General features: G+C 53.8%; 19 protein-coding genes and 1 other annotated feature. Of the genes, 11 read left to right on the top strand and 8 right to left on the bottom strand.

Annotation, left to right across the window (positions count from 1 at the left end):
- Positions 1 to 152: 152 nt before the first annotated feature.
- From E6C51_RS19685 to E6C51_RS19705, 5 genes are all read right to left on the bottom strand, one after another.
- Positions 153 to 1,019: a D-amino-acid transaminase gene (locus tag E6C51_RS19685; protein WP_190237261.1), complete on the bottom strand. Its 867-nt coding sequence runs from the start codon at positions 1,017 to 1,019 to the stop codon at positions 153 to 155.
- A 24-nt stretch (positions 1,020 to 1,043) separates the two neighbouring features.
- Entirely contained in the window at positions 1,044 to 2,093 is a 1,050-nt protein-coding gene (locus E6C51_RS19690) for a DmpA family aminopeptidase (RefSeq protein WP_190237262.1), read from the bottom strand.
- A gap of 89 nt (positions 2,094 to 2,182) precedes the next feature.
- On the bottom strand, positions 2,183 to 2,671 hold the full coding sequence (locus E6C51_RS19695) for a nuclear transport factor 2 family protein (protein ID WP_146934982.1): 489 nt from the start codon (positions 2,669 to 2,671) through the stop codon (positions 2,183 to 2,185).
- 105 nt (positions 2,672 to 2,776) lie between these two features.
- Positions 2,777 to 3,934 (bottom strand): CaiB/BaiF CoA transferase family protein, encoded by a 1,158-nt coding sequence (locus E6C51_RS19700; RefSeq protein ID WP_190237263.1) that lies wholly within the window; start codon positions 3,932 to 3,934, stop codon positions 2,777 to 2,779.
- 20 nt (positions 3,935 to 3,954) lie between these two features.
- The gene (locus tag E6C51_RS19705; RefSeq protein WP_190237264.1) at positions 3,955 to 5,145 is read right to left on the bottom strand and encodes an acyl-CoA dehydrogenase; all 1,191 of its coding nucleotides are present in this window, start codon (positions 5,143 to 5,145) and stop codon (positions 3,955 to 3,957) included.
- Between the two features lie 86 nt (positions 5,146 to 5,231).
- Between E6C51_RS19705 and E6C51_RS19710 the strand changes: the two genes are divergently transcribed.
- The gene (locus tag E6C51_RS19710) at positions 5,232 to 6,146 is read left to right on the top strand and encodes a LysR family transcriptional regulator (protein WP_190237265.1); all 915 of its coding nucleotides are present in this window, start codon (positions 5,232 to 5,234) and stop codon (positions 6,144 to 6,146) included.
- A gap of 25 nt (positions 6,147 to 6,171) precedes the next feature.
- Here E6C51_RS19710 and E6C51_RS19715 read toward each other — a convergent pair whose 3' ends face one another.
- Positions 6,172 to 7,116, bottom strand: coding sequence for a DUF535 family protein (locus tag E6C51_RS19715; RefSeq protein WP_190237266.1), 945 nt, complete (start codon positions 7,114 to 7,116; stop codon positions 6,172 to 6,174).
- A gap of 548 nt (positions 7,117 to 7,664) precedes the next feature.
- Between E6C51_RS19715 and E6C51_RS19720 the strand changes: the two genes are divergently transcribed.
- Positions 7,665 to 8,624 carry a hypothetical protein gene (locus E6C51_RS19720; RefSeq protein WP_190237267.1) on the top strand — a complete coding sequence of 320 codons (960 nt, stop codon included), beginning with the start codon at positions 7,665 to 7,667 and terminating at the stop codon, positions 8,622 to 8,624.
- Positions 8,625 to 8,806: 182 nt separating this feature from the next.
- On the opposite strand, the gene E6C51_RS19725 is transcribed toward E6C51_RS19720, so the two are convergent.
- The gene (locus E6C51_RS19725; RefSeq protein ID WP_190237277.1) at positions 8,807 to 9,532 is read right to left on the bottom strand and encodes a pentapeptide repeat-containing protein; all 726 of its coding nucleotides are present in this window, start codon (positions 9,530 to 9,532) and stop codon (positions 8,807 to 8,809) included.
- A 516-nt stretch (positions 9,533 to 10,048) separates the two neighbouring features.
- On the opposite strand from E6C51_RS19725, the gene E6C51_RS19730 reads away from it, so the two are divergent.
- The 8 genes from E6C51_RS19730 to E6C51_RS19765 all read left to right on the top strand — a co-directional run bounded on the left by E6C51_RS19730 (position 10,049) and on the right by E6C51_RS19765 (position 22,177).
- The gene (locus E6C51_RS19730) at positions 10,049 to 10,636 is read left to right on the top strand and encodes an ANTAR domain-containing response regulator (RefSeq protein WP_146934999.1); all 588 of its coding nucleotides are present in this window, start codon (positions 10,049 to 10,051) and stop codon (positions 10,634 to 10,636) included.
- Between the two features lie 32 nt (positions 10,637 to 10,668).
- A complete protein-coding gene (locus E6C51_RS19735; RefSeq protein WP_230987499.1) occupies positions 10,669 to 11,916 on the top strand; it encodes a CmpA/NrtA family ABC transporter substrate-binding protein in 1,248 nt (415 codons plus the stop codon).
- Positions 11,917 to 12,235: 319 nt separating this feature from the next.
- The gene (locus E6C51_RS19740; RefSeq protein ID WP_190237269.1) at positions 12,236 to 13,648 is read left to right on the top strand and encodes a CmpA/NrtA family ABC transporter substrate-binding protein; all 1,413 of its coding nucleotides are present in this window, start codon (positions 12,236 to 12,238) and stop codon (positions 13,646 to 13,648) included.
- A 76-nt stretch (positions 13,649 to 13,724) separates the two neighbouring features.
- Complete coding sequence (locus E6C51_RS19745) at positions 13,725 to 14,810, top strand: ABC transporter permease (protein ID WP_190237270.1); 1,086 nt, start codon at positions 13,725 to 13,727, stop codon at positions 14,808 to 14,810.
- 10 nt (positions 14,811 to 14,820) lie between these two features.
- Positions 14,821 to 16,581 (top strand): ABC transporter ATP-binding protein, encoded by a 1,761-nt coding sequence (locus E6C51_RS19750; RefSeq protein ID WP_190237271.1) that lies wholly within the window; start codon positions 14,821 to 14,823, stop codon positions 16,579 to 16,581.
- Positions 16,582 to 16,590: 9 nt separating this feature from the next.
- On the top strand, positions 16,591 to 19,035 hold the full coding sequence (gene nirB / locus E6C51_RS19755) for a nitrite reductase large subunit NirB (RefSeq protein ID WP_190237272.1): 2,445 nt from the start codon (positions 16,591 to 16,593) through the stop codon (positions 19,033 to 19,035).
- Positions 19,032 to 19,358: a nitrite reductase small subunit NirD gene (gene nirD, locus E6C51_RS19760; protein ID WP_190237273.1), complete on the top strand. Its 327-nt coding sequence runs from the start codon at positions 19,032 to 19,034 to the stop codon at positions 19,356 to 19,358. Before nirB ends, nirD begins: the two co-directional genes overlap by 4 nt.
- Before the next feature lie 149 nt (positions 19,359 to 19,507).
- Positions 19,508 to 22,177 (top strand): nitrate reductase, encoded by a 2,670-nt coding sequence (locus tag E6C51_RS19765; RefSeq protein WP_190237274.1) that lies wholly within the window; start codon positions 19,508 to 19,510, stop codon positions 22,175 to 22,177.
- Between the two features lie 285 nt (positions 22,178 to 22,462).
- Here E6C51_RS19765 and E6C51_RS19770 read toward each other — a convergent pair whose 3' ends face one another.
- Positions 22,463 to 23,944 (bottom strand): SulP family inorganic anion transporter, encoded by a 1,482-nt coding sequence (locus E6C51_RS19770; protein WP_190237275.1) that lies wholly within the window; start codon positions 23,942 to 23,944, stop codon positions 22,463 to 22,465.
- Positions 23,945 to 24,009: 65 nt separating this feature from the next.
- Positions 24,010 to 24,065: a sequence feature (sul1 is cis-regulatory element that is thought to sense ions involved in sulfur or methionine metabolism; They are found in Alphaproteobacteria), on the bottom strand.
- A 438-nt stretch (positions 24,066 to 24,503) separates the two neighbouring features.
- Between E6C51_RS19770 and E6C51_RS19775 the strand changes: the two genes are divergently transcribed.
- Positions 24,504 to 24,929, top strand: coding sequence for a hypothetical protein (locus E6C51_RS19775; RefSeq protein ID WP_190237276.1), 426 nt, complete (start codon positions 24,504 to 24,506; stop codon positions 24,927 to 24,929).
- The last annotated feature ends 626 nt before the right edge of the window (positions 24,930 to 25,555 follow it).

Below are 25,555 nucleotides of genomic sequence, written 5' to 3' on the forward strand. Positions count from 1 at the left end.
TCCAATCCGTGATCCTCTCCATAACGGGTGGATCATCTCAAGAATCCAAAAGTGGGCTGCTGGCAACAACAATATCGCGCCAAACATGCAGTTCCATATGCGATTCGCCTGCCCTTGTGGGGAGGGTCGGGGAGGGGTTTTCACCCGGGCAGTTAAACAGCCGTCTTGCGCGCATTGTCCATATACAGCACCCGCAACCGTGCAATCATCGGCCCGGGCTTACCGCCCCCAATCGCCTTGCCGTCAATCTCGGTGATTGGCACAATGAAGTTAGACGCACTGGTCAGCGCCGCTTCACGAGCATTCAAAGCTTCTTCCACCGTGAAAGGCCGCTCTTCAATGGTCAGGCCATGTTCACGGGCCAGATCCAGCACGGCCAGACGGGTGCAGCCCGGCAAAGTCATATTGCTGTTGGCGCGGGTGACGATCTTGTCGTCAGCGGTGATGATATAGGCGGTGCTGGATGCACCTTCCGTCACAAAGCCATCTTCCACCATCCAGGCTTCATCACAGCCAGCTTCCTTGGCAATGCGCTTGGCCAGAACCTGCGGCAGCAGGCAGACGCTCTTGATGTCGCGGCGTTCCCAGCGTTGATCTGGCACGGTTTTGACCTTCAGGCCGGTTTCCATCACGCTGGCCACATCCAGCTTTTTCGATTGGGTAAACAGCAACAGGGTTGGCTGCAAATCCTTCGAATAGAAGAAGTTCCGGTCTTCCGCACCACGGGTGTATTGCAGATAGATCATGCCCTCAACTAGCCCGTTCTCAGTAATCAACCGGCGCTCGATCTCAACAATCTCATCGGTGGAAATCGGCAGGAAACCGCCGATTTCGCCGACGCTCCGCTCCAGCCGCGCCATATGCAGGGGGCTGTCAACGAGCTTGCCTTCCAAAACAGCGGTGACTTCATAAATACCGTCGCCAAACAGGAAACCACGGTCGAAGATGGAAATGTGTGCCTCGTTCTCAGGCAGAAATGCACCGTTGAGATAAACCGTGCGGATAGCGGGATTGGACATGAAAGCTCCTGATAGATGCAATGTTTAGAGGCTGCGGATCGCATCAAGCGAAATCGCCTCAAACGTGGAGGGCTTGCCCGTAGCAGCATTGTAGCCAGAAACGGTTTCAGCCATGGTGAGAGAATTGAGAATGGCTTCTTCGGTTGCCTCAATCACAGCTTCAAAAAGCGGCGACACAACGTCGTTGGACAGTGCAATCGCATCGGAAATCTCCTTGCGACGCGCAGGCGTGCGCCGCACCGCTTCCGCCGTGGAAAAGGCCAGCGCGTAATCACCCGATCCATTGCTGAGGGCCGCACCCGTGCGGGCAAGCCCACCAAAGCAGCGCTCGGCCAGACGCTTGAGATTGCGCGAACACAGAGGCGCATCGGTGGCCACAATCATGACAATTGAGCCGTCCTTATCGTGCGTGGCATCTGCTCTATAGGGCTTTCCTGCCACCAGCAAATGGCCGCCATAATTGGATTGGACCAAAACGCCCAGTGTATAATGGGTTTTGCCAATTTTGACCCGGCGCGAACTGGTGCCAATGCCGCCTTTCAGGCCAAAAGCCACCGTGCCGCTGCCCGCGCCCACGGCACCTTCTGCGACCATGCCAGATTTGGCGGCTTCAAAAGCGAGCAGGATTTCATCAACACTTGGCCGCGCTGCACGAATATCGTTGAGCCGACTGTCGTTGGTTTCGCCCACCACAGCATTGATGGAGGTGACTTTTTCATTGCCGGTCTGCTCGAGCGTATAGCGATTGAGCGCCTCAATGGCACGGCCCACTGCCAGCGTGTTGGTCAGCACAATCGGCGTTTCAATTTCGCCAAGCTCAACAATCTGGGTGCTGCCGGCAAATTTGCCAAAACCGTTCAACACCGCAATGCCTGCGGGCGCTTTATCTTGAAACACATTGCCAGCATGGGGCACAATAACGGTGGCCCCGGTTCGCGTTTTCTCACCTTCCAAGAGGGTAATGTGCCCCACCTGAACCCCCGCCACGTCGGTTATGGCATTGAGCGGACCTGTGGCGTAGTGACCAACATCAACACCAAGCTCTCTCAACCGCACGCGCGGGTTCTCAGTCACGGTATGCTCCACCAAATCATGAATTCGGCGGAACACTACGCTTTTGATTCCGAAACATCACGGGAAAAAAACAGATATCCCCTTGATCCTTACGGTTTTAATGCCGAATCCCAATGCTCATCGGCCTTGCCATCCTTAAAGCGCCAGCTGTCAAACCATGTGGTGGTATAGGTTTTGCCTGGATTTTTGGGATCCTTCATCTCACGCGGATAGGCCACAGTGACAATATCACCCTCGGCCACCACAGAGACGATTTTGGTTTTCATCTTCGATGGAATCGGCGTTGGCTTTACCTTCAAAACCTTGGTGAAATAATCCACCACGCCCTGACGGCCAGAGGCCGCATTGGGGTTGTGCTGAATGTAACGCGCCGTCAGGTATTGATCCGCCTGATCCCAATGATTGGCTTCCAAGAGCACGGTGATGATTTTATAAGTCACCTGCTTGTTGCGGTTTAATGCCGGGTCTTTGCTGGTAAACAGCTGATCGGGATTGTTCACGCCCACCACAGCTTCCTGCGCAAAGGCCGCGCCACCAAGCCCCAAAGACGCCACCAGCGCTATCATCGCAAATTTCATGTCTGCCATCCTACCCTATCCGTGATTTCGCGCTGGAAGATAGAATGCGTGGCATTTCTTGCAAGAAGGCATTTATTTGGCCCATAGGCAGCAAAAGCAAACCACCTAATCCTTAGGGCCACCTGCCGAAAGCTCTGCCAAAATTTCATCGCGGTGTTCATTCAATCGCGGAGAACGGCGCGCCGTGTTCAAATCCGCATCGGAAAACATGATGGGCGTGCGAATGCCGGGCACGCCATCTGGCATAATTTTCATCGCGCGAAAGGTAAATTGCGGATCGGCAAACAAATCGGCAACGCTATTGATTGGGCCAGCGGGCACCGTTGCCCGTTCCAAGGCGGCCAGCAGATCAGCCCGCGAAAATCTGCGGGTTGCCGCTTCCATCATCTCGGTCAGCGCCGCTCTATTGGCGACCCGCGCAGAATTGGTGGCAAACTCCGGCTTGCCCGCCACGCCCTCCAGACCAAGAACGCAACATAACCGCGCAAACTGGCCATCATTGCCGCAGGCGATGATGATATGTCCGTCCGAAACCGGAAATGTCTGATACGGCGCGATATTGGGGTGGGCATTGCCCATGCGCTTGGGTGCCACGCCGGAAGCCGCATAGTTCATGGCCTGATTGGCCAGCACTGCCGACATGCAATCCAGCAAGGCCATATCAATAAATTGACCCTGCCCGGTACGCGTTCGTAATGCAAGGGCGGCCTGAATAGCGATCACCCCATAAAGACCTGTGAAAATATCGGCAAATGCCACGCCGATTTTTTCCGGCGGACCATCCGGCTCACCAGTCAGATCCATAATGCCGCCCATGCCCTGAATCATGAAATCGTAACCAGCGCGATGCGCATACGGCCCGTTCTGGCCAAAGCCAGTGACAGAGCAATATATCAGCCCTGGATTGTCATCCTTCAGACTCTGATAATCCAGCCCGTATTTTTGCAAGCCACCAACTTTGAAGTTTTCTATCACCACGTCGGCAGAAGCGATCAACTGCCGCACCATCTGCTGATCATCCGCTTTCGAAAAATCCGCAGCAATCGAGCGCTTGCCCCTGTTGCAGGCATGGAAATAGGCCGCCGATTTCTCCGCGCCATCGTCGATAAAGGGAGGGCCCCATTTGCGGGTGTCGTCGCCCTCCGGGCTTTCCACCTTGATCACATCTGCTCCCAGATCGGCCAAAGTCTGGCCAATCCATGGCCCCGCCAGAATGCGGGCAAGTTCGATGACTTTCAATCCGGCAAGCGGCGCCTCGGACATGATCAATTCCCTGTCGATTTTTAAAAGAACGCCTGAATGCCGGTCTGTGCACGGCCCAAAATCAGGGCATGAACATCATGCGTGCCTTCATAAGTGTTGACCGTTTCAAGGTTCTGGGCATGGCGCATGACATGATATTCAATCTGAATACCATTGCCGCCGTGCATATCGCGGGCCATGCGGGCAATATCCAGCGCCTTGCCGCAATTGTTGCGCTTGATGATGGAAATCATCTCAGGGGCCATTTTGTGCTCATCCGTCAGGCGACCAACCCGCAAGGATGCCTGAAGGCCGAGGGCAATTTCGGTCTGCATATCAGCCAGCTTCTTCTGGTAAAGCTGCATACCCGCCAAAGGCTTGCCAAACTGGTGACGGTCGAGACCATATTGCCGCGCCCGCGCCCAGCAATCTTCAGCAGCTCCCATGACGCCCCAGGAAATGCCATAGCGGGCACGATTGAGGCAGCCAAACGGCCCTTTCAGGCCCGAAACGCCCGGAAGCAGGGCATCCTCGCCCACTTCAACACCATCCAGAACAATCTCACCAGTGATCGATGCGCGCAACGACAGCTTGCCGCCGATTTTTGGAGCCGACAGACCTTTCATGCCCTTTTCCAGCACAAACCCACGGATGGCTCCATCATGCGCCTCGGACTTTGCCCAGACCACAAACACATCGGCAATCGGCGCGTTGGAAATCCACATCTTCGAGCCGCGCAGACGATAGCCGCCCTCGATTTTCTCAGCGCGGGTTTTCATGCCACCCGGATCAGAGCCCGCATCCGGCTCGGTCAGGCCAAAGCAGCCAATCAATTCGCCTGAGACGAGGCCCGGCAAATATTTATCCTTTTGCTCTTCTGAGCCATAGGCGAAAATCGGGTAGATGACCAACGAGGATTGCACGCTCATCATTGAGCGGAAACCGGAATCAACCCGCTCCACTTCGCGGGCCACCAGACCGTAGGCCACATAGCCAGCATCAGCCGCGCCATATTTTTCCGGCAGGGTCACGCCCAAAAGGCCAGCTTTACCCATGAGCGGGAACAGCTCGCGATCGGTGGTCTCATGAAGATACATGTCAGCAACGCGCGGCGCGAGTTCGGCCTTGGCAAAGGTGTTGGCCGCATCGCGGACCATCCGCTCTTCTTCCGTCAACTGATCTTCCAGCAAAAAGGGATCGTCCCACACAAAGCTCATAGCCAACCTCGACAAACGTGTTTCTGGCAATGATTTTACAGATTTTCACTTCAATGCAAAACGATGTTTACGAAACGAGGTATGAGAGATATTCATAGCTGATGAAGTCATTGCAGCGCCGCCTCCTCCCCTCCACCACCGCCCTCGTGACCATGGATTGCGTGGCGCGACTCGGCAGTTTTTCGGCGGCGGCGGCCGAGCTTAACCTGACACAAGGAGCCATCAGCCGCCAAATTCTGGCGCTGGAACAGCAGCTCGAAACACCTCTGTTTGTGCGCAACGGTCGCGGGGTTGGCCTGACCGCCCGCGGCGAGGCTTTCCACAAAACCATCCAGACGGCACTTTCACTCATTCAGGATGCATCGCTGGAAGCCATGACCGGCTCCGAAGACAGCCGTTTGAACATTGCCATCCTGCCAACCTTTGGCACACGCTGGCTCTTGCCGCGCATCTCGAGCTTTGTCGCTCTTTATCCCCATATCAATTTGAATTTTGCGACCAGAATAGGCCAGTTCGATTTTCACGCCGAGCAACTGGATGCGGCCATTCATATCGGCAAGCCCAATTGGCCCAGAGCAACCTGCCGATTTTTGATGGACGAAACGGTGGCTCCTGTCTGTAGTCCATCTTTTTTAAAGGCTCACAACATTAGAGAGCAAAATCATCTTGCAACATTACCGCTCATCGAGATGAAATCGCGCCCTCTCGCCTGGGATAACTGGTTTGCAAGCCTTGGCATAAAAGCCAATCCATCCGCCACCATGGGATTTGAGCAGTTCATGAATGTGGCACAGGCCTGCATTGCCGGGCTGGGCGTCGCCCTCATGCCGCTGTTTTTGATCAGGCCAGAACTGGAGAGTGGCCAATTGGTACTGGCGTCAAGCCATAGCGTGAAAAGCCAAAGCAGTTATTATCTCGTATCGCCAGACGACAAGCGCGCCTCAAAGCCATTGATTGCTTTCACACAATGGCTTTTGCAAGAGGTAGAAACTTTTCGCACCAGCACCTGCGAATGAGCCCTTACACAAAAAAGTTTCGGGGCTACAGCACCGCCTCAGGGCGCTTCAAGCTTTCAAACATCTGGCACATTGCCTGCCTCAAACCCGTCTCCAGTTCCTGACGCTTTTTGGCTTGGGATCGTTTGTTTGGCTTATACTCGGATAAATCGCGCGGCGGACGTTCACAAGGGATCTGATACAGATACTGATTGATCCTCTCCCCTCCGCATTCCTCCCAAAAGCCATCATAGTCAGCGTGAACACGCTGTTTGAAGCGCCGACTCGATGCGACTGCCTGCCCGCAATAGGAGGGTGCAAAAATCTCGGAAATGCCAAGAGCGCGGGCCAGAGACTGGACAAACATCACATGTAGGTATTTGGGGCGCAGCCCCTCAAAAGCCTTGGTGAAATGGCGAAAGCTCTCGCGCCCCGGTTCTCCCGGAATACTGGATTTAACGATTCCGATCCAAAGAGCATCACCAGAAGCGCCAAGCCCCAGCCTCTTTCTATCGACAAATGACATGCCCATTTGAACAATGGTGACATTGTTAAAGGTCAGCTTGACGCGAATCTCGGCCTCGCGAGAAAAGCCATCTTGCCGACATAGATAGAGTGCGAGTTTCTGGTCTTTGTAGAGCGTCTGCGCAATCAAAATCTCCTGCGTATGAGCTGCCAAAAACACATCATCGTCAAAATACTTCGAAAACAAAGTATAGTGATCAAGAATGGCGCGAAATCGCCCGCGTGTATCAGTGCACCGAAAAAAATACCGTCCAAGAGCTTTTGTCTGGAGATCGGCCGATATATCTCTGACTTTACTGAAAGGAGATGTTGAAAAGAAGGAATTTAAGTCCCTCAATTCGCGTCTATAAATTGATTCTAAAACAAAACTCCGCATAGATCGAATTATGAAACGCTTAAAACTCTTTTTTCCAACTGAATACTCAGAAGTTGGTAAAAAATCCAATGTATTATTGACATCCGCCACGTTGCGCACCGTTAAAAAAGCATCCCCGTTTGCGCACTAGCACAATAATTTTCACTATTTCAATGAGATAATTTCAAAATCACAAAAAAAATTTCACACCCAAATAAATCAAACTTTTGAGAGTCGATAGAAATAAAATCCACATTAATTTACTATTTCGGATTAATTTTTCTAAATTAACGGCATAAAACATAAATGGCATAAATTACTGCGAAAAAATAGATTAAAATTCCAATTCGCCTTACCTCAACAAATAGTTTCACTGCATAACTTTATGTAATTTTATTCACAAATGTGGAGAAATATACATAGTATTCTTGGCGTAAGACATGAATATCATGGTGGGGTATACGCAAAATCTATTGCTGGATTCTTAAATATTAATATTGTAAATTTAAATAATTTAGAAATATGCGTTAAAAATTCAATAAATTCATTGCTCTCCAACCCTAACAAGGTTAGAAGGTTGATGTCGAAAGGCACATATGCATGGCTTGAATACTATTCAAATCGATTGCTGACATGGCGGTCACAAGGAGAATGCCGAGATGCAAAAACTTGATGTCCAACCCAAAGATCTTGAATCCATTGCGCGTAGCGGCGGCAAATTGCGTCGAATGGCCGTGCGACTACCAACCTATATCGCTGACATCCGTGAAAATCCTGCCTGGCTTCCAATGTTTATGTTGGCCAGAACCCTACCAGGACGAAACCTGCATTGGCTGACGGCCCGAAAGCCCAAAACAGAACAATCAACCGGCAAAAGCATGTTTAATGCAGACTACCGCTCTGCCGTATCCGCCTTAAAACAAGATGGCATATTTACCGGCTTAAATCTTCCACAGGCCATCCATGAAGAGATTCACGCCTATGCGCTGACCACACCATGCTTTGGCAACTTTGATCGCCGGTTGGAATTCAAAGCAAGCGACCATGCGGGAGCCGAAAAACGCTATGGACGGTCGCTTCTGAGCGGCCACCTGTTTGAACGCATTATGGACTGTCGCGCAGCCCTTGCGGTACAAAAAGATCCACTTTTGATTGATATCGCCAAAAACTATCTTGGTGCAAACGCGCAATTGATCACCACGCGCGTTTGGTGGAGTTTTCCAACACTCGCCTCCGAAAGAGACCGCAGCATGGCCTCTCTCGACAAATTTCACTTTGACCTTGATGACTGGCGGATGTTGAAATTTTTCTTCAACATCAACACGGTCGATGAAGGCACCGGGCCGCACGTGTTTGTGCGCGGCAGCCACCGCCGCCGTCGCCTCAAACACCAGTTCACCTTGCTGGTTGGCCATCCCGCTGACGATGTTTTGGGATATTATGGCCCAGAAAGCACGATTACGCTCACAGGACCGGCCGGGTCGGGATTTGTTGAAGACCCCTTCGGCTTCCATATGGGAACGGTGCCCACCTCAAAGCCACGCTTGATGATGGAGGTTGGCTTTGGTGTTTCAAAACCCTCCAGACGTCGCTTTCACGGCGAACCAATCATTCGATAGGCCCAATACCGAAACAAAAAGCGTCGTGTAGATTTTACAGCGTCGTACGCCAAACATGGCGCATAGGGGTGTAGAGCTTTTGATCTGATGCGCAATTCCTCAAATCGATTCCGATTTAAGGAATTGTGCAGCATGGCTGGCAGGAGTTCAATCTTGCCAGCTTATTGTTCAAGAATGTCAGCTCAATCCGGCTGGCAGGGCCAATCACTGGGCATCGTCAGACCGAGCGGCAAACGTGTTTGGCTATCGCCACAGGCGAGATCAATCTGATCTTGCTTCAACCCTTTTGCCGTGGACAAATCAACGCCTTCGATACGGGTGCGAAACATAAAGGCTTCACCAAAATCCACGCCCCCATCCAGACGGGCATTGGTCAAACTCACGCGCGACATATTGGCTAGGTTGAATTTGGCACCGGTTAGAATCGCTTTTTCAAAGTTCACACGGCCAAGCTCTGCCTTGGTGAAATCTGCCCCGGCCAAATTCGCGGCCTTGAGATTGACGCGCTGCATTTCCGCATTCACAAAGCTGGCATCCACCGCCGAGATGCGCGACATTTCGGCTCGATAGGCTTCGATGCGCTCAAACTTTGCCCCGTCTGCTTTGGCACCGGCAAGCAAAGTGCGGATAAGTGTGGTTTTTTCCAAATCGGCCGATTGCAGATTGGCATTGCTCAAATCCGTAAAACTCAGGTCCGCATCATAAAGGTTTGCATCGCGCAAATTACTGCCGCCCAACATAAGCTGGCGTTTATAGCAGCCAGACCAGTCCACTTTGGCGTCCGGACTGCTACGGCAATCGGCGGCACCGGCGACCTCAACAGAATTAAGTGACGCAACCACCAGCAACAACAGGACGCAGGCCCATCGACTGGCGATTTTGATCCCGTAGAGCACTGTGGGTATCATTTTCAAAACTAACCTCTCCTGCGGATGCTTAACACGCACAACCTTCTGTCGCTTCAGCCCTCCAACTTGCAGTCCAATTTATCAGAAAGATCAAATCCGATTTTCCCGACAAACTCAAACAGCAGAATCTTGAGCTATATTGGACTCATTGGCGCAAAAACAACCTGTCGTTTTAGACTTTGTCAGCTGGACATTGCCAGAAACTGCTTACTCCACCACACCATGGCGGCATTCTATACCATCCTCATCAACCTCGTCTTTATCCGGGTCAGGTTTAAGGAATTATGCTGCAACACAGATGTGCCCGACGAATTTTACGATTCATCTGCTTGCTCTTCTTGATTTTTTGCTCAAGCCTATATCACCACAATAACCAAACCGCGCCAAGACAACAGCCAGCCCCAGCCAAGGGCGCAAAAATGTGAACGGCTGTGATCACGGCTGCACATGACAGCCGTTCGTTGCTTTTCCATCAAGGCAATTGTCAAGTTTTTCGCAGTGCAGTATGCCTAGGGTGTGAACCATAGCGACCTGACCATTCTTGTCATTGATGAAAATGTCATCCGCGCCTCCATTATTGAGGAAGGCTTGCGGGAGGCGGGACACCTGCGCGTCATTGTCATCCATGAAGTGCAAGGTATTGCCCGCAGCATAGAGCAGCTTGAGCCTGACGTTATCATCATCGATCTCGAAAATCCCAATCGCGACATGTTGGAGCATCTGTTTCAGCTGACGCGCAGCGTAAGCCGCCCGATTGCCATGTTTGTCGATCGCGCCGATACGGAATCGATTGCCGCCGCCGTGGATGCGGGCGTCTCGGCCTATATCGTTGATGGTTTGAAAAAAGAGCGAGTGAAGCCAATCCTGGATATGGCCGTTATCCGCTTTCGTGCCTTTGATCGTCTGCAACGCGAGTTGACCGACGCCAAAACCGCACTCACGGAGCGCAAAATCATTGAACGCGCCAAAGGCATATTGATGAAGATGCGCGGCCTTTCCGAAGAAGAAGCCTTCGCACTTTTGCGACAAACCGCCATGAACGAAAAAAAGAAAATGGCAGATATTGCCCAAAGCGTCGTCACCGCCGCCAGTCTTTTGATGTGAGGAACCCCCAGATGAACCAGGCGGACACCCACATGAACACCCCCTCGACCTTGGCGGCTCCCGCAACGGGCCGCAAAGAGCGCCGCTATTTGCGTGCAGGCTTTATTCCGCTGGTCGATGCATCGCTGTTAATCGCGGCTGTGGAGTTTGGCTTTGCCGCAAAAGAAGGGCTGACGCTGGATCTGGTCAAAGATGTCTCCTGGGCCAATGTTCGCGATCGGCTGGCCTTTCAGCAATTCGATGTGGCCCATATGCTGTCGCCCATGCCGGTGGCGTCCATGCTGGGGTTGGGCTCAAACCCCTCACCAACAATCACCGCGTTCTCGCTTGGTCAGGGCGGCAATGCGATTACCTTGTCCAGCCGCCTGTTCCAGCGGATGATTGACACAGGCACAATCACGGAAACCTCAAGCGCACTGGACAATGCCAAGGCATTGGCTGGCGTGCTGGATGGCATGCGTCGGGCCGGTGAACCATGCCCAACCTTTGGTGTGACCTATCCCTTTTCATCGCATAATTATGAATTTCGCTATTGGCTGGCGGCAGGTGGCATAAATCCTGATACAGACGTCAATCTGGTGGTCGTGCCGCCCCCTTTGACATCCGATGCATTGGCAGCGGGTGCCATTGATGGATTTTGCGTTGGTGCACCATGGAACATGGTAGCCTCAAAGCGCGGCACCGGGCGCATTGTGGCCGCCAAGCAGGATATCTGGCCTTCGGCACCGGAAAAAGTTCTGGGCATGCGCCCGCAATGGGCTGAAGACCATCAAGACACGATTGCGCGCCTGATTGTGGCGCTTGATGCCGCCGGGCAATGGTGTGATCAGCCCGACAACCGAGCGATTTTGGCAGAAGCTCTTTCCAGCGAGCGCTATATCGGCATTCCTGCGGAGATTATCCAGCCGGTGCTGGCCGGAGAGTTCAATGTCGATGCCAAGGGCAATCGCCGCATTATTGATCACTACTTCCGCTTTCACGGCAATCATGCCAATTACCCGCGCCCCAGCCAAGCTTTGTGGATTTACAGCCAGATGATCCGCTGGGGACAGGTGAATTATGGCCCGGAACAGGTGACACAGGCAGCATCCGCCTATCGCCCTGACATTTACAGACAGGCTCTTGGCTTGCCCGATGGCTTCACGGCTGATGATATGCGCATTGAAGGTCTCGATTCGGCTGACCGCTTCATTGACGGCTTTTCGTTCGATCCCCATGACATTGCTGATTATGTCGCGCGCTTTTCAGTGAAAACGAACAGCTTCAGTCCTCGTTCGTGAGCACTATCGCCACTTATTAGGCACTCTGCACAAGAAAGAAACAGCAAATTTTAGACATTCGCTCAGAATTTGTGCAGGAAATAAAATAAATAAATATTTATTATCAAGATGATAGATTCTATCTAGCCAGACTGGCACAAGATATGCTTATCTTCATTTGCGCGATCAACGGCGATCAGCGCTAAATTTTCGCTTCAATGCGAACTCCATGACACAACGGCGTCTCACGGTTGCAATTCGACTTTTTCAAAAAGTCTGAGTGGCACATCCTGAGGCGTTTTTTTGTTTTTATTTCCGTCAAAAAAAGGGGAACCGCCACATGGTGCATCACGCCACCACAGGAAGGCTGAAGACGAGAAATCTGGTTCAATGTCTGTCCGTGTTGACCGCTGTTTTGCTTGGCAGCAGTGCTATACCGGTCGATGCCAAGATGCTGAAGGTCGAAAAGGATGAACTGAAACTTGGCTTCATCAAGCTGACGGATATGGCACCCTTGGCGATTGCCAAGGAAAAGGGCTTTTTTGAAGATGAGGGGCTATATGTCACCCTTGAGCCGCAGGCCAATTGGAAAGTGCTGCTGGACCGGGTGATTGATGGCGAGTTGGACGGTGCGCATATGTTGGCGGGCCAGCCGCTGGCAGCCACCATTGGCTATGGCACCAAAGCCCATATCGTGACCCCCTTTTCCATGGACCTGAATGGCAATGGCATCACCGTTTCCAATCCGGTGTGGGAGGCGATGAAGACGAATATTCCAACCGGTCCTGATGGTAAGCCACAACACCCGATCAAGGCCGATGCCTTGAAGCCCGTGGTCGATGCTTTCAAGGCTGAAGGCAAATCCTTCAAAATGGGCATGGTTTTTCCGGTCTCAACCCATAATTACGAGCTGCGCTATTGGTTGGCCTCTGGCGGCATCAACCCCGGTTACTACAGCACCAACGACACATCGGGCCAGATCAAGGCGGATGCGCTGCTCTCTGTAACACCACCACCGCAAATGCCGGCAACATTGGAAGCAGGCACCATTGATGGTTATTGCGTGGGCGAGCCATGGAATCAGGCCGCGGTCTTCAAGGGCATCGGCGTGCCCGTGATTTCCTCCAGTGAAATCTGGAAAAACAAGCCGGAAAAAGTGTTTGGCCTGACAGACGAATTCGTCAAAAAATATCCCAACACCACGCTGGCCTTGACCAAAGCGCTGATCCGCGCCGCCGAATGGCTGGATGAGAACAACAATGCCAACCGCATGGAAGCGGTCAAAATTCTTTCCAAGCCGGAATATGTCGGTGCGGATGCAGCCGTGATTGCCAATTCCATGACCGGCACGTTTGAATATGAAAAGGGCGATAAGCGTCCGGTTCCCGATTTCAATGTGTTCTTTCGCTACAATGCCACCTATCCGTTTTACTCGGATGCGGTCTGGTATCTCAGCCAAATGCGTCGCTGGGGCCAGATTGCCGATCAAAAGCCCGACGCGTGGTATGACGAGACGGCAAAATCGGTCTATCGCCCCGATATTTACATGAAAGCCGCGGAGCTTTTGATTGAAGACGGCGAAGCCAAAAAGGAAGATTTCCCGTTTGGCACAGATGGATACAAGGCCCCGACCGCCGAGTTCATCGATGGCATCACCTATGATGGCAAAAAGCCCAACGCCTATATCGATAGCCTGAAGATTGGTCTGAAAGCCGGCCAAAAGCTCGATGGCACCACTGTTGTTGGCAATTGATTGAGCTAGCCGCCAAAGGCATGTGCGGGCGGCCCCACTCTCCCACTCAAGACCACGTTTGCGAAGGACCGGACCTATGACCAACGCGACAGATACCTTCAATGCCACACTGGATGACAGGGCCAAACGCAAAGAGCGCCTACTTCAGCGGATCAACAGCGCGGCGCGATGGCTCGACGTGCTGGGTCTGGTCTGGCTGACGCCGATTTTGAAAATTGCGGCAGGCGACGATCCGCGTGAGCAATTGGGCGTTCTCAAGCGCGTTTTGCTCTATCCTCTTGTTGGCATTGTCAGTTTTTTGGTGTTGTGGGGTGTGCTGGCCCCGCAAGTTCACACCTCGCTGGGTGCCATTCCCGGCCCGTTTGAAGTGGCAAAACAAGCCGAAGTGCTCTGGGCCGATTATCAGGCAGAGCGGGCCAAGGCAGCTGCTTTTTATGAACGTCAGGACAAGCGCAATGCCAAGCTGATTGCCGATGGCCAGGCTGATATGGTGAAAGAGCGGAGCTATACCGGCAGCCCCACCTATATCGACCAGATTGGTACATCCCTGCTCACCGTCGGCCTTGGTTTTCTGATTGGTACCGCGATTGCCGTGCCGCTTGGCATTGCCTCCGGCCTGTCAAAAGCCTTCAACAGCGCCATCAATCCGCTGATCCAGATTTTCAAACCGGTCTCACCTCTCGCGTGGTTGCCGATTGTCACCATGGTGGTCTCGGCGCTGTATGTGGACACCTCCGATTATTTTCCAAAATCCATGGTGGTCTCTGCCGTCACGGTGACGCTCTGCTCTCTCTGGCCAACCCTGATCAACACCGCGATGGGTGTTGCCTCGATTGACAAAGACCTCGTCAATGTTGGCAAGGTTTTACAGCTCTCCACCGGCACCACCATTCGCAAACTGGTGCTGCCATCAGCCTTGCCGCTGATTTTCACCGGCATGCGGCTCTCGCTCGGCGTGGGCTGGATGGTGCTGATTGCTGCTGAAATGCTGGCGCAAAATCCCGGCCTTGGCAAATTTGTCTGGGATGAATTCCAAAACGGCTCGTCTGCCTCGCTTGCCCGCATTCTGGTGGCAGTACTCACCATTGGCATCATCGGCTTCATTCTCGATCGCATCATGTATGCGCTGCAATCGGCCTTCACCTTCACCACCAACCGCTGAGGAGAGTTTGATGAGCATTTTGCAACTGTGCAATGTTTCCAAAAGCTTCGGCGAGGCTAAAAGCCGCAATGACGTGCTGGACACGATCAACCTCACCGTTGAGCAAGGCGAGTTTATTGCCATCGTCGGCTTTTCTGGCTCTGGCAAATCCACGCTGATCTCGCTGTTATGCGGCTTGACACAGCCTGATAACGGCCAGGTGTTTTTCAAGGGCAAAGAGATCACCAAGCCAGACCCTGCCCTTGGCGTTGTCTTTCAAAACTATTCTCTGATGCCATGGCTGTCAGTGCGCGATAATGTGGCGCTGGCGGTGGACAGCCTTCACAAGGCCAAGCCGAAGTCTGAGCGCTCCACCATCGTCGAGCACTATATTTCCATGGTCGGACTTTCTCATGCAACGGACCGCAAACCGGCCGAGCTGTCTGGCGGCATGCGCCAGCGGGTCTCTGTTGCACGCGCACTGGCCATGCAGCCGGACGTGCTGCTGCTGGATGAGCCCTTATCGGCCCTCGACGCCCTCACCCGCGCCAAGCTGCAGGATGAATTGGCCGCGATTTGTGAGCAGGAAAAGAAAACCATCATCCTGATCACCAATGATGTGGATGAAGCGATTTTGCTGGCAGACCGGATCATTCCGCTGACACCGGGGCCAAAGGCCACGTTGGGCAAAAGCTTTGATGTGAAACTGGCCCGTCCGCGCGAACGCACTGAGATGAATGCTGATGATGCGTTTATCGCTCTTCGCGCCTGTGTGACCGAATATCTGATGGATCTGGGTGCGGCCCGCAACAGTGATGCAGACCCCGGCATTGTTTTGCCCAATGTGGTGCCGATCACGCGCAAACCGCAGGCCGAAAACCTGCCCGCCGCCTATGCCCGCAAGGCGCAATCGGCCATCGAAAAGGGCTATGTCGAGTTTTTCGAAGTCAAGAAGATCTACCCCACCCCCAAAGGCCCGCTGACCGTTGTGGACGGGTTCGACCTGAAAATGAAACAGGGCGAGTTTATCTCCATCATCGGCCATTCCGGCTGCGGCAAATCCACGGTTTTGTCAATGGTGGCGGGACTGAATCCGATTTCATCGGGCGGTATTATTCTGGACGGTCGCGAAATTTCAGGCGCAGGACCAGACCGCGCTGTGGTGTTTCAAGCGCCATCTCTCATGCCATGGCTGACGGCGCGCGAAAATGTCGCTCTCGGTGTGGATCGGGTTTATCCGGATGCAAGCCCTTCTGAGCGCAAAGATATTGTCGAGTATTACCTGCACCGGGTTGGCCTTGGCGATGCCATGCATCGGCTGGCCAATGACCTGTCCAACGGTATGAAGCAGCGGGTGGGCATTGCGCGCGCCTTTGCGCTCTCGCCCAAATTGCTGCTGCTGGATGAACCTTTTGGCATGCTGGACAGCCTCACCCGCTGGGAATTGCAAGAAGTGCTGATGGATGTGTGGAAACGCACGCAAGTCACTGCCATCTGCGTGACCCATGATGTGGATGAAGCCATTTTGCTGGCCGACCGCGTGGTGATGATGTCCAACGGGCCAAATGCCAAAATCGGCAATATCATGGAGGTGGATCTGCCGCGTCCACGCTCGCGCAAAAGTCTGCTCTCTCACCCTGATTACTACGCCTATCGCGCGGAATTGCTGGAATTTCTTGAAGCCTATGAAGGCGGCGCAAACCCCAGCGCAGAACAGCTCACATCCATTCAGGAAAAACGCAACTGCCGGATCAATCGGCAAACATCATCCCGCATCGCGGCTGCGGAATAGGAGTCTCCCATGCGAGAAAAACTCGTCATTATCGGCAATGGCATGGCCCCGGGGCGCATGCTGGAAGAGCTGTTTGAAAAGGCCCCCGGCCTTTATGATGTCACGATTTTCAATGCTGAACCGCGCGTCAATTACGACCGCATCATGCTCTCGCCGGTGTTATCCGGTGAAAAAGCCTATGAAGACATCATCATCCATGGTGATGACTGGTACAAAACCCATGGTGTAACGCTGTACCGTGGAGCGAAAGTCACTGAGATCGACCGCGCCAACAAGACCGTCACATCGGCAACGGGCATCACCCTATCTTACGACAAGCTGGTGATTGCCACCGGCTCGCTGCCCTTTATCATCCCTGTTCCCGGCCATCAATTGCCGGGTGTTCTGGCCTATCGTGATCTCGATGATGTCGAGAAAATGCTGGAAATCGCCAAGGGTAAAGGTCGCGCCATCGTCATCGGTGCTGGCCTTCTGGGGCTTGAGGCCGCCTATGGGTTGAAACGGCAGGGCATGGACGTCACCGTTATTCACCTGATGCCGACGATTATGGAACGGCAGCTGGATCCTGCCGCCGCTTATCTTTTGGAAAAAGCGCTGAACGAGCGCGGCATCGACATCATCACCAAGGCCAATACCAAGCAGATTCTCGGTGCCGACAAAGTGCAAGGCATTGAGCTGGAAGATGGCCGCACCATCATGGGTGACATGGTGGTGATGGCGGTTGGCATTCGCCCCGCAGCCCAACTGGCCAAAGACGCAGGCATTGCCGTCAATCGCGGCATTGTGGTGGATGATGGCATGCAGACCTCGGACGCCTCGATATTCGCGCTTGGTGAATGCGCCGAGCATCGCGGCCAGTGCTATGGCCTTGTTGCCCCGCTCTATGAAAGTGCGCGGGTGCTGGCGGATCGGCTGATTGGAGGCGCTGCCGAATATCACGGCTCCGTCGTCAACACCAAGCTGAAGGTCACCGGCATTAATCTGTTTTCGGCCGGTGATTTTGCGGAAGGGCCAGACCGGGAGGAAATCGTTTTGCGCGATGCCTCATCGGGCATCTACAAGCGCTTGGTCCTCAAGGACAACAAGATCATCGGGGCGGTGCTTTACGGTGAAACCGGCGATGGATCGTGGTTTTTCGACCTGATGAAGCGCGGTACTGATATTTCCCAGATGCGCGATACGTTGATCTTCGGCCAGTCCTATCAGGGAGGCACCCCGCTGGACCCTATGGCGGCCGTTGCAGCCTTGCCAGATGATGCGGAAATCTGCGGCTGTAACGGCGTTTGCAAGAGCAAAATCGTCACTACCATCACTTCCAAGGGTCTGACCTCCCTGGACGAGGTGCGCGCCCACACCAAAGCCTCGGCCTCTTGCGGCTCCTGCACGGGCCTGGTCGAACAATTGATGAGCCTCACTTTGGGCGATGCCTATAACCCATCGGCAGTGACGCCAATGTGTACCTGCACGGAGCTTGGCCATGATGACGTGCGCCGTCTGATCAAGGCTAAATCGCTCAAAACCATCCCCGCCGTGATGCAGGAACTGGAATGGAAAACCTCATGCGGCTGCGCCAAATGCCGCCCGGCGCTCAACTATTATCTGGTCTGCGACTGGCCAGATGAATATGCCGATGATTACCAATCGCGTTTCATCAACGAGCGTGTTCACGCCAACATCCAGAAGGATGGCACCTATTCAGTGGTGCCGCGCATGTGGGGTGGCATGACATCATCGAAAGAGCTGCGGGCCATTGCTGATGTTGTCGACAAGTTCAACATCCCGGCGGTGAAATGCACCGGCGGCCAACGCATTGATATGCTGGGTATCAAAAAAGAAGACCTGCCCGCCGTCTGGGCTGATCTCGGCAAGGCTGGCTTTGTCTCTGGCCAAGCCTATGCCAAGGGTCTTCGCACGGTCAAAACATGCGTGGGGTCTGACTGGTGCCGGTTTGGCACACAGGATTCCACCGGGCTTGGCATTCGGTTGGAAAAATTCATGTGGGGCTCATGGACACCAGCCAAGCTGAAACTGGCGGTCTCCGGCTGTCCGCGCAATTGCGCCGAGGCCACCTGCAAGGACATTGGCGTGATCTGCGTGGATTCCGGCTTTGAAATCCATTTTGCCGGGGCCGCTGGCCTCGACATCAAGGGCACTGACGTGCTCGGCATGGTCAAAACCGAGGATGAAGCGCTGGAGCATATTGTGGCACTCACCCAGATGTATCGCGAACAGGGCCGCTATCTGGAGCGCATTTACAAGTGGACCAAGCGCATTGGTCATGACGAAATCCGCCGCCAGATCATGGAGGATGAAGGCAAGCGCAAAGCCTATTATGAGCGCTTCGTGTTTTCCCAAAAATTCGCCCAGGTAGACCCTTGGTCGGAGCGCGTTTCCGGCAAGGACAAGCATGAGTTCAAGCCCATGGCGATCATGAGCAGGGAGGCTGCGGAATGAATTTGATGGCTAAAAACTGGGTAGCAATTGGCTCGCTCCAAGATATTCCGCCGCAAGGTGCCCGCTGCGTCGAACATGGCGATACCACCATTGCCGTATTTCGCACCCATGATAACCGGGTCTTTGCCATGGAAGACAAATGCCCCCACAAAAACGGTCCCTTGAGCCAGGGCATTGTGCACGACAATTGCGTCACCTGCCCGCTGCACAATTGGGTGATCAATCTGGAAACCGGATTGGCGCAAGGGGCCGATGACGGTGCTACTGCGACATTCCCCGTCAAGCTTGAAGGCGAGATGATCTATCTTTCCGTGGAGTTTTAAAGGCCATAACTACAAAGGACCACGCAGGTAACATGCTTGCTGGGTGACAGAGCCCCTCCCCAGCCCTCCCCACAAGGGGGAGGGCTGGGGAGGGGTCTGAGTGCCCTTACCGTGTTTTCGCATAAACCATCCTTTTCAGGAGACAGACCATGCCTCACGCCACAGCCAATGAGACCAAAACCACCTGTCCCTATTGCGGGGTCGGTTGCGGCGTGATTGCGCGGGTCAACGATAATGGCACGGTCAGCATCAAGGGCGATCCTGACCATCCGGCCAATTTCGGCAGGCTTTGCTCCAAAGGCTCGGCTCTTGGTGAAACGCTGGATCTGGATGGGCGAGCCTTGGAGCCTCGGGTTTTTGGTGCGCCTGCCAGTTGGGATGAGGCGCTTGATCTTGTCGCCACACGCTTCAAAGACACGATTGCAGAGTTTGGCCCGGATTCGGTGGCTTTTTACCTCTCCGGCCAATTGCTGACAGAGGATTATTATGTCGCCAACAAGCTGATGAAAGGCTTTATCGGCTCTGCCAATATCGACACCAATTCACGACTGTGCATGGCATCGTCTGTTGCTGGTCACAAACGCGCTTTTGGCTCCGATACCGTGCCGGGATGCTATGAAGATCTGGAATTGGCGGATTTGATCGTGCTGGTTGGCTCCAACATGGGCTGGTGCCATCCCGTGCTGTATCAACGCATTGCCGCGGAAAAGGCCCGGCGGCCCTCGCTGAAAGTGGTGGTGATTGACCCGCGCCGCACCGCGACCTCCGACATCGCCGATTTGCATTTGTCCATCAAACCGGATGGTGATGTGTCACTGTTTAACGGGCTTTTGGCGCATCTGATTGAAAACGGCGCGATTGATCAAAGCTATATTGCCGCCCACACCCATGGATTTTCCGAGGTGTTTGAGCAGATCATGGGCCAGTCACTGGCCGATCTGATGATGCAAACAGGCTTGCCTGCCATGCAATTGCGCCAGTTTTTTAAATTGTTTACTGCCACCGAAAGAGTGGTGACCTGCTACAGTCAGGGCGTCAACCAATCCGCAAACGGCACAGACAAGGTCAATGCGATTATCAATTGCCACCTCGCCACCGGGCGCATAGGCAAGCCCGGCATGGGGCCATTTTCGCTGACCGGCCAGCCCAATGCCATGGGCGGGCGCGAGGTGGGCGGGCTTGCCAATATGCTGGCCGCCCATATGGATCTTGAAAATCCGCATCACCGTGAAAGCGTGAAAGGGTTTTGGGCTGCACCCAAAATGGCTGAAAAGCCCGGCCTGAAAGCGGTCGATATGTTCAAGGCGGTGGCGGATGGTCGCATCAAGGCCCTATGGATCATGTCCACCAACCCCGTGGTATCAATGCCCGATGCCGATGCGGTGAAGGCCGCGATAAAAACCTGCCCCTTTGTGGTGGTGTCTGACATGCAAGCCGACACGGATACGGCCCGCCTCGCCCATGTGCTGTTGCCCGCCAGCGGCTGGGGAGAAAAATCCGGCACCGTTACCAACTCGGAACGGCGCATTTCGCGCCAGCGGCCGTTTAAAGCCGCTCCCGGCAGTGCCAAGCCCGATTGGTGGCAGTTAGCAGAGGTTGCCCGCCGCATGGGGTTTGCGCAAGCCTTCGCCTACACATCGCCTACTGAGATTTTTGCTGAACATGCGGCTCTATCAGGCTTGAACAACAACGGCAGCCGCGATTTTGACATCAGTGCCTATCGCTCCATTGATGCTCAGCACTATGACGCGCTCTCTCCCTTTCAATGGCCGCAACCGTTTGGCACCGCCCCCAAAGACAGTCGCTTTTTTAGCACCGGAAAATTTTATCATTCCGACGGCAAAGCCCGTTTTATCGCCACGGCACCGGCACACTCCGGAAATGTGAGCGATGCCTTCCCCCTCACCCTGAACACCGGTCGCGTGCGCGACCATTGGCACACCATGACCCGCACTGGCAAAAGTGCGCGCCTTTCCGCCCACTTGGCCGAACCCTTTGCAGAAATTCACCCCCTCGATGCGCAGGATTTTGGCATTGACGACGCAAAGCTTGTCGAAATCACCAGCTTAACCGGGCAACGGGTCATTGTCCGCGCCCTTCTAAGTGCGCGCCAAAGCCGGGGTTCGATTTTCGCGCCTATGCATTGGACAGGCGAAACCGCACCAACCGGTCGGGTGGATACGCTCATACCGTCCATCACCGATCCTGTCTCTGGCCAACCAGCCCTAAAAAGCAGTGCCGTTGCCATCAAACCCTGCGCGATCGAAGCCTATGGCTTTGCAATATCCGCAACCAAACCAAGCGCTCTGGATGCGACCTATTGGGCTTTGGCAAAAGCAGATGGCGGCTGGCGGCTGGAGCTTGGCTTTGAAAGCACGATGGACTGGGCGGCTTGGGCAAGAACCAATTTGAACGTGCCCACTGACGCAGACATGGTGGGTTATCAGGATCAGGCCAGCGGCGATGTGCGTTTGGCATTTTTTGAGGGAGATCGGCTTTGTGCGGCCCTTTTCATGGCGCGCGAGCCCGTCAGCGTTTCACGCAACTGGGCCGCAGCACAGCTATCGCAGGGCTTTGCCCATCAGAACAATCGGGTAAGCCTGATTGCCGGTCGCCCCAGCGCCAACCAGATCGATCCGGGCGCTATTGTTTGCTCGTGCTTTTCAGTGGGCATCAACCAGATCACAGATGCCATCGCTAAAGGCTGCGCAACCGTTGAAGCGGTTGGCGAAACACTCTCGGCGGGCACCAATTGCGGTTCCTGCAGGGCAGAAATTCGTGCAATTCTATCGACAGCACAGCCAATTGCAGCGGAGTGAGAAAAAACTGGAAAATAAAAACGGCCCAAATACGAAAAACCTGCCGCGGGAGGAGGTGCGGCAGGTTTTCCGAAAAGAACCGAATGACAGCTGGGAGGAGGAGTGCTGTCATTCCAACGGGCCGTTCTGGGAGGAGGAGTGAACTGGCCCGTAACACGAAGCTCTGCGGGAGGAGGATGCATCGCTTCGTTGGAATGATGTATATCCGCATTTCCGCCCAATTAACAGGCAGGTTTTCGCACACCAGCCATGCGCCATGCGCGTAGCGAATGGCGCATGATCAATTCAATGACCGGCGGGCGCTGCCACCGCATTCTCATCCTTATGAAGCGCAAATCGGTCAATCATGTGGCTGGTGGCCTCACTGACACCATTCACCTGCACCAAGGCCCCCTTGGAGCGAAATTTAAGCACCACTTTGTCCAAGGCTCCGATGGAAGTGATATCCCAAAAATGCGCGCGGGTGACATCGATGGTGATGGCTTTCACTGCGTCATCAAAGTCAAAGGCGGCAATGAAGGCCTCGCTGGAGGCAAAGAAGATCTGCCCGTCCACACGATAGAGCCTCGAGCCATCCGGCTGCTCCTCTGCCTTGACATGCACCATACGCGCAACCTTGCCGGCAAAAAACACGCCCGACAAAAGCACGCCCACCAGCACACCCTTGGAAAGGTCATGGGTTGCAACCACAGTGATCACGGTTGCCAGCATGACCAAGGAGGAGGATGGCGGGTTCTTGCGCAAATCCAGAATGGAGCGCCAGGAGAAGGTGCCAATCGACACCATGATCATGATTGCCACGAGTGCGGCCATGGGCACCACGCGCAAGATATCATCCAGAACCAACAGGAGAACAAGCAAGAACGCACCGGCCACAAAGGTTGAGAGCCGCCCACGCCCGCCAGAGCTGACATTGATCACCGATTGGCCAATCATGGCGCAACCCGCCATGCCGCCAAACAGGCCCGACACGATGTTGCTGGCTCCCTGACCAATGCATTCCTGGCTTTTATTGCTCTGCGTATCTGTCATGTCATCGACAATCTGGGCCGTCAGCAGCGATTCCAGCAAACCAACGGCGGCCAGAGCAACAGAATAGGGGAAAATGATCTGCAAGGTCTCAAAATTCAGCGGCACCTGCGGCCATGCAAAAATCGGCAGGCTGGTGGGCATTTCGCCCAAATCGCTGACACTGCGCACATCAAAGCCGAACCACCATGTTGCAGCCGTCAAGACAGCAATGGCCACCAGCGGCGACGGAATGGCTTTGGTGATGCGGGGAAACAGATAGATGATGGCCAATGCAATGGCGATCATGATGTAGGTGGAATTGGGGCGCCCCACCAATTCTGGCAACTGTGCCATAAAAATCAGGATCGCCAGCGCATTGACAAAACCGGTCATAACCGAGCGTGATACAAAGCGCATCACACGGCTCAGCTTCAGAAAACCGGCCAGAATTTGCAGCGCACCCATTAAAAGCGTGGCGGCAAACAGATATTGAATGCCGTGATCGCGCACAAGACCGCCAATCAGAACGGCGGTGGCGGCAGTGGCCGCTGAAATCATGCCGGGACGGCCACCACAAAAGGCAGAGACACAGGCAATGATGACAGAGGCGAACAATCCGATTTTCGGATCAACGCCCGCAATCACCGAAAAGCCGATGGCTTCCGGGATGAGGGCAAGTGCCACGACGAGGCCCGCAAGGACATCGCCACGGATATTGGAAAACCAGTCACGCTGGTAGCGTTTTACAATGTTCATGAGTTTTTTTCACATAGGTTCAGCGCTGACCGCAAAGCGGTCCAACATGTTTGATAGATGTTGTGCGTTGTCTGGCGGATCGGCGGCCAGAATAGCCACCCGGAATTTCACCGGGTCCGTGGTGATTGACCTTTTTTATTTGCAATGCCGCGAAAAATCAAGAGTGCGTGAACAGATGAATGAGCAGCCATGAGCAACTGTTTTCACAGGGTGATCACCGCCTGCAACAGCCTATTCTGGCGATTTCACAGGGCAATCCCGACTGAAATTGTTTGAAGTGGCGGTTACCATGTTGAGGCGCAGGTTGACGTGGAATCCGGATCAAGAAAATAGTAAGGATGTGAAAAATTTCGACCTTGAGAGCCAAACATTGGGTTGACTATGAAGGTCAGACAATCGTAAAGCCGCACTCCCTTTGAAACGCTTCGTTAAGATCAATAGCTTAGCAGCGCCCATCCCGGCACCTCCCTTGTCGGGCTATTCATGAGTTGCGAGTAATATGCCCCGATTAACACCTTCCGCTCCGATATTCCTTCGGAAAATAGAGAGTTTTTGCGATGTGCGGCTTGCGCCCATCCTTGCAAAAGAAGATTACGAAAACCTGCGCAGCTATATGCTGGATCTGGTTGTGCGGCAGGCCTTGCCACCTTTGCATGGCGGCCGTCCGAACTGGAAAGAAATTGGCGCGACCTGTCTTTTGAGCGGCGAAGGCCTGAAGGCCGCGCGCCGTGAAGGCCGCCACGCTTTTGAAGCCATCATGCGCTGGGTTGCTCTGGCTGCAAAGGCCAAGGAAGCGCCAGCGCCAACACCCGCGCCAGCGCCTGTTGTGACCAAAACCATCATTCGGCCCGTTGGCATGCGCACCCTGTCAGCCAACACCAATCGCCGGGCACCGGAAGCACAAGCATCGCGCATGCAAAAGCCAATGATGGCGGGTGCCAAGCCCGCTCAAACCATGGTGCAGAAAAAAGCCGCCAGCCGCTAAGCTTATTCCGGCCATCTCGCTTTGGCAGCATTCCTTAAATCGGAGGCGATTTAAGATGGACGTTAAAGCGCAGATAGAAACAGCGACAGTGCCATACGCCGATAGGGTGGATGGCACTGTAAGATTAGAGCATCGGCCGAAAAGTGGGAACCGGTTTTCAGATGAATCCGATGCGGAAACAAAAACTTAGAGCATCGGACTGATCCAATCACAGTACACGACGCAAACGCCTTTATGTGCCGTTTACCCCCTCTGGCTTGCCAGCCATCTCCCCCACAAGGAGGGAGATCCGATAGGCCTTCCCGCTTGTTTTTAACAATGAACCTGTGATTTCCGACACATACAGCGTCCTTTATGCGTTTTATAAAACGCACGGCGCTGTAACGCTTTAAATATGCTGCATAATTTTTACCTTAAATCGATTCCGATTTAAGGAATTATGCAGTAGGACGTATGCTGTTGAGCAATAGGGCTGCTTTTTGTCGATCTCCCTCCTTGTGGCAGGCGAATCGCATATGGAACTGCATGTTTGGCGCGATATTGTTGTTGCCAGCAGCCCACTTTTGGATTCTTGAGATGATCCACCCGTTATGGAGAGGATCACGGATTGGAACGGTTTATCGAGT

The organism is Gillisella terrae (assembly GCF_004801395.1).
GTDB lineage: Bacteria > Pseudomonadota > Alphaproteobacteria > Rhizobiales > Rhizobiaceae > Allorhizobium > Allorhizobium terrae.

Bases quoted from the DNA above. Each gene is read 5' to 3' on its own strand.
- E6C51_RS19685 (WP_190237261.1), bottom strand. From the start codon at position 1,019: ATGTCCAATCCCGCTATCCGCACGGTTTATCTCAACGGTGCATTTCTG.
- E6C51_RS19720 (WP_190237267.1), top strand. From the start codon at position 7,665: ATGCAAAAACTTGATGTCCAACCCAAAGATCTTGAATCCATTGCGCGT.
- E6C51_RS19700 (WP_190237263.1), bottom strand. From the start codon at position 3,934: ATGTCCGAGGCGCCGCTTGCCGGATTGAAAGTCATCGAACTTGCCCGC.
- nirB (WP_190237272.1), top strand. From the start codon at position 16,591: ATGCGAGAAAAACTCGTCATTATCGGCAATGGCATGGCCCCGGGGCGC.
- E6C51_RS19740 (WP_190237269.1), top strand. From the start codon at position 12,236: ATGGTGCATCACGCCACCACAGGAAGGCTGAAGACGAGAAATCTGGTT.
- E6C51_RS19770 (WP_190237275.1), bottom strand. From the start codon at position 23,944: ATGAACATTGTAAAACGCTACCAGCGTGACTGGTTTTCCAATATCCGT.
- E6C51_RS19710 (WP_190237265.1), top strand. From the start codon at position 5,232: ATGAAGTCATTGCAGCGCCGCCTCCTCCCCTCCACCACCGCCCTCGTG.
- E6C51_RS19745 (WP_190237270.1), top strand. From the start codon at position 13,725: ATGACCAACGCGACAGATACCTTCAATGCCACACTGGATGACAGGGCC.
- E6C51_RS19695 (WP_146934982.1), bottom strand. From the start codon at position 2,671: ATGAAATTTGCGATGATAGCGCTGGTGGCGTCTTTGGGGCTTGGTGGC.
- E6C51_RS19765 (WP_190237274.1), top strand. From the start codon at position 19,508: ATGCCTCACGCCACAGCCAATGAGACCAAAACCACCTGTCCCTATTGC.
- E6C51_RS19750 (WP_190237271.1), top strand. From the start codon at position 14,821: ATGAGCATTTTGCAACTGTGCAATGTTTCCAAAAGCTTCGGCGAGGCT.
- E6C51_RS19725 (WP_190237277.1), bottom strand. From the start codon at position 9,532: ATGATACCCACAGTGCTCTACGGGATCAAAATCGCCAGTCGATGGGCC.
- E6C51_RS19735 (WP_230987499.1), top strand. From the start codon at position 10,669: ATGAACACCCCCTCGACCTTGGCGGCTCCCGCAACGGGCCGCAAAGAG.
- nirD (WP_190237273.1), top strand. From the start codon at position 19,032: ATGAATTTGATGGCTAAAAACTGGGTAGCAATTGGCTCGCTCCAAGAT.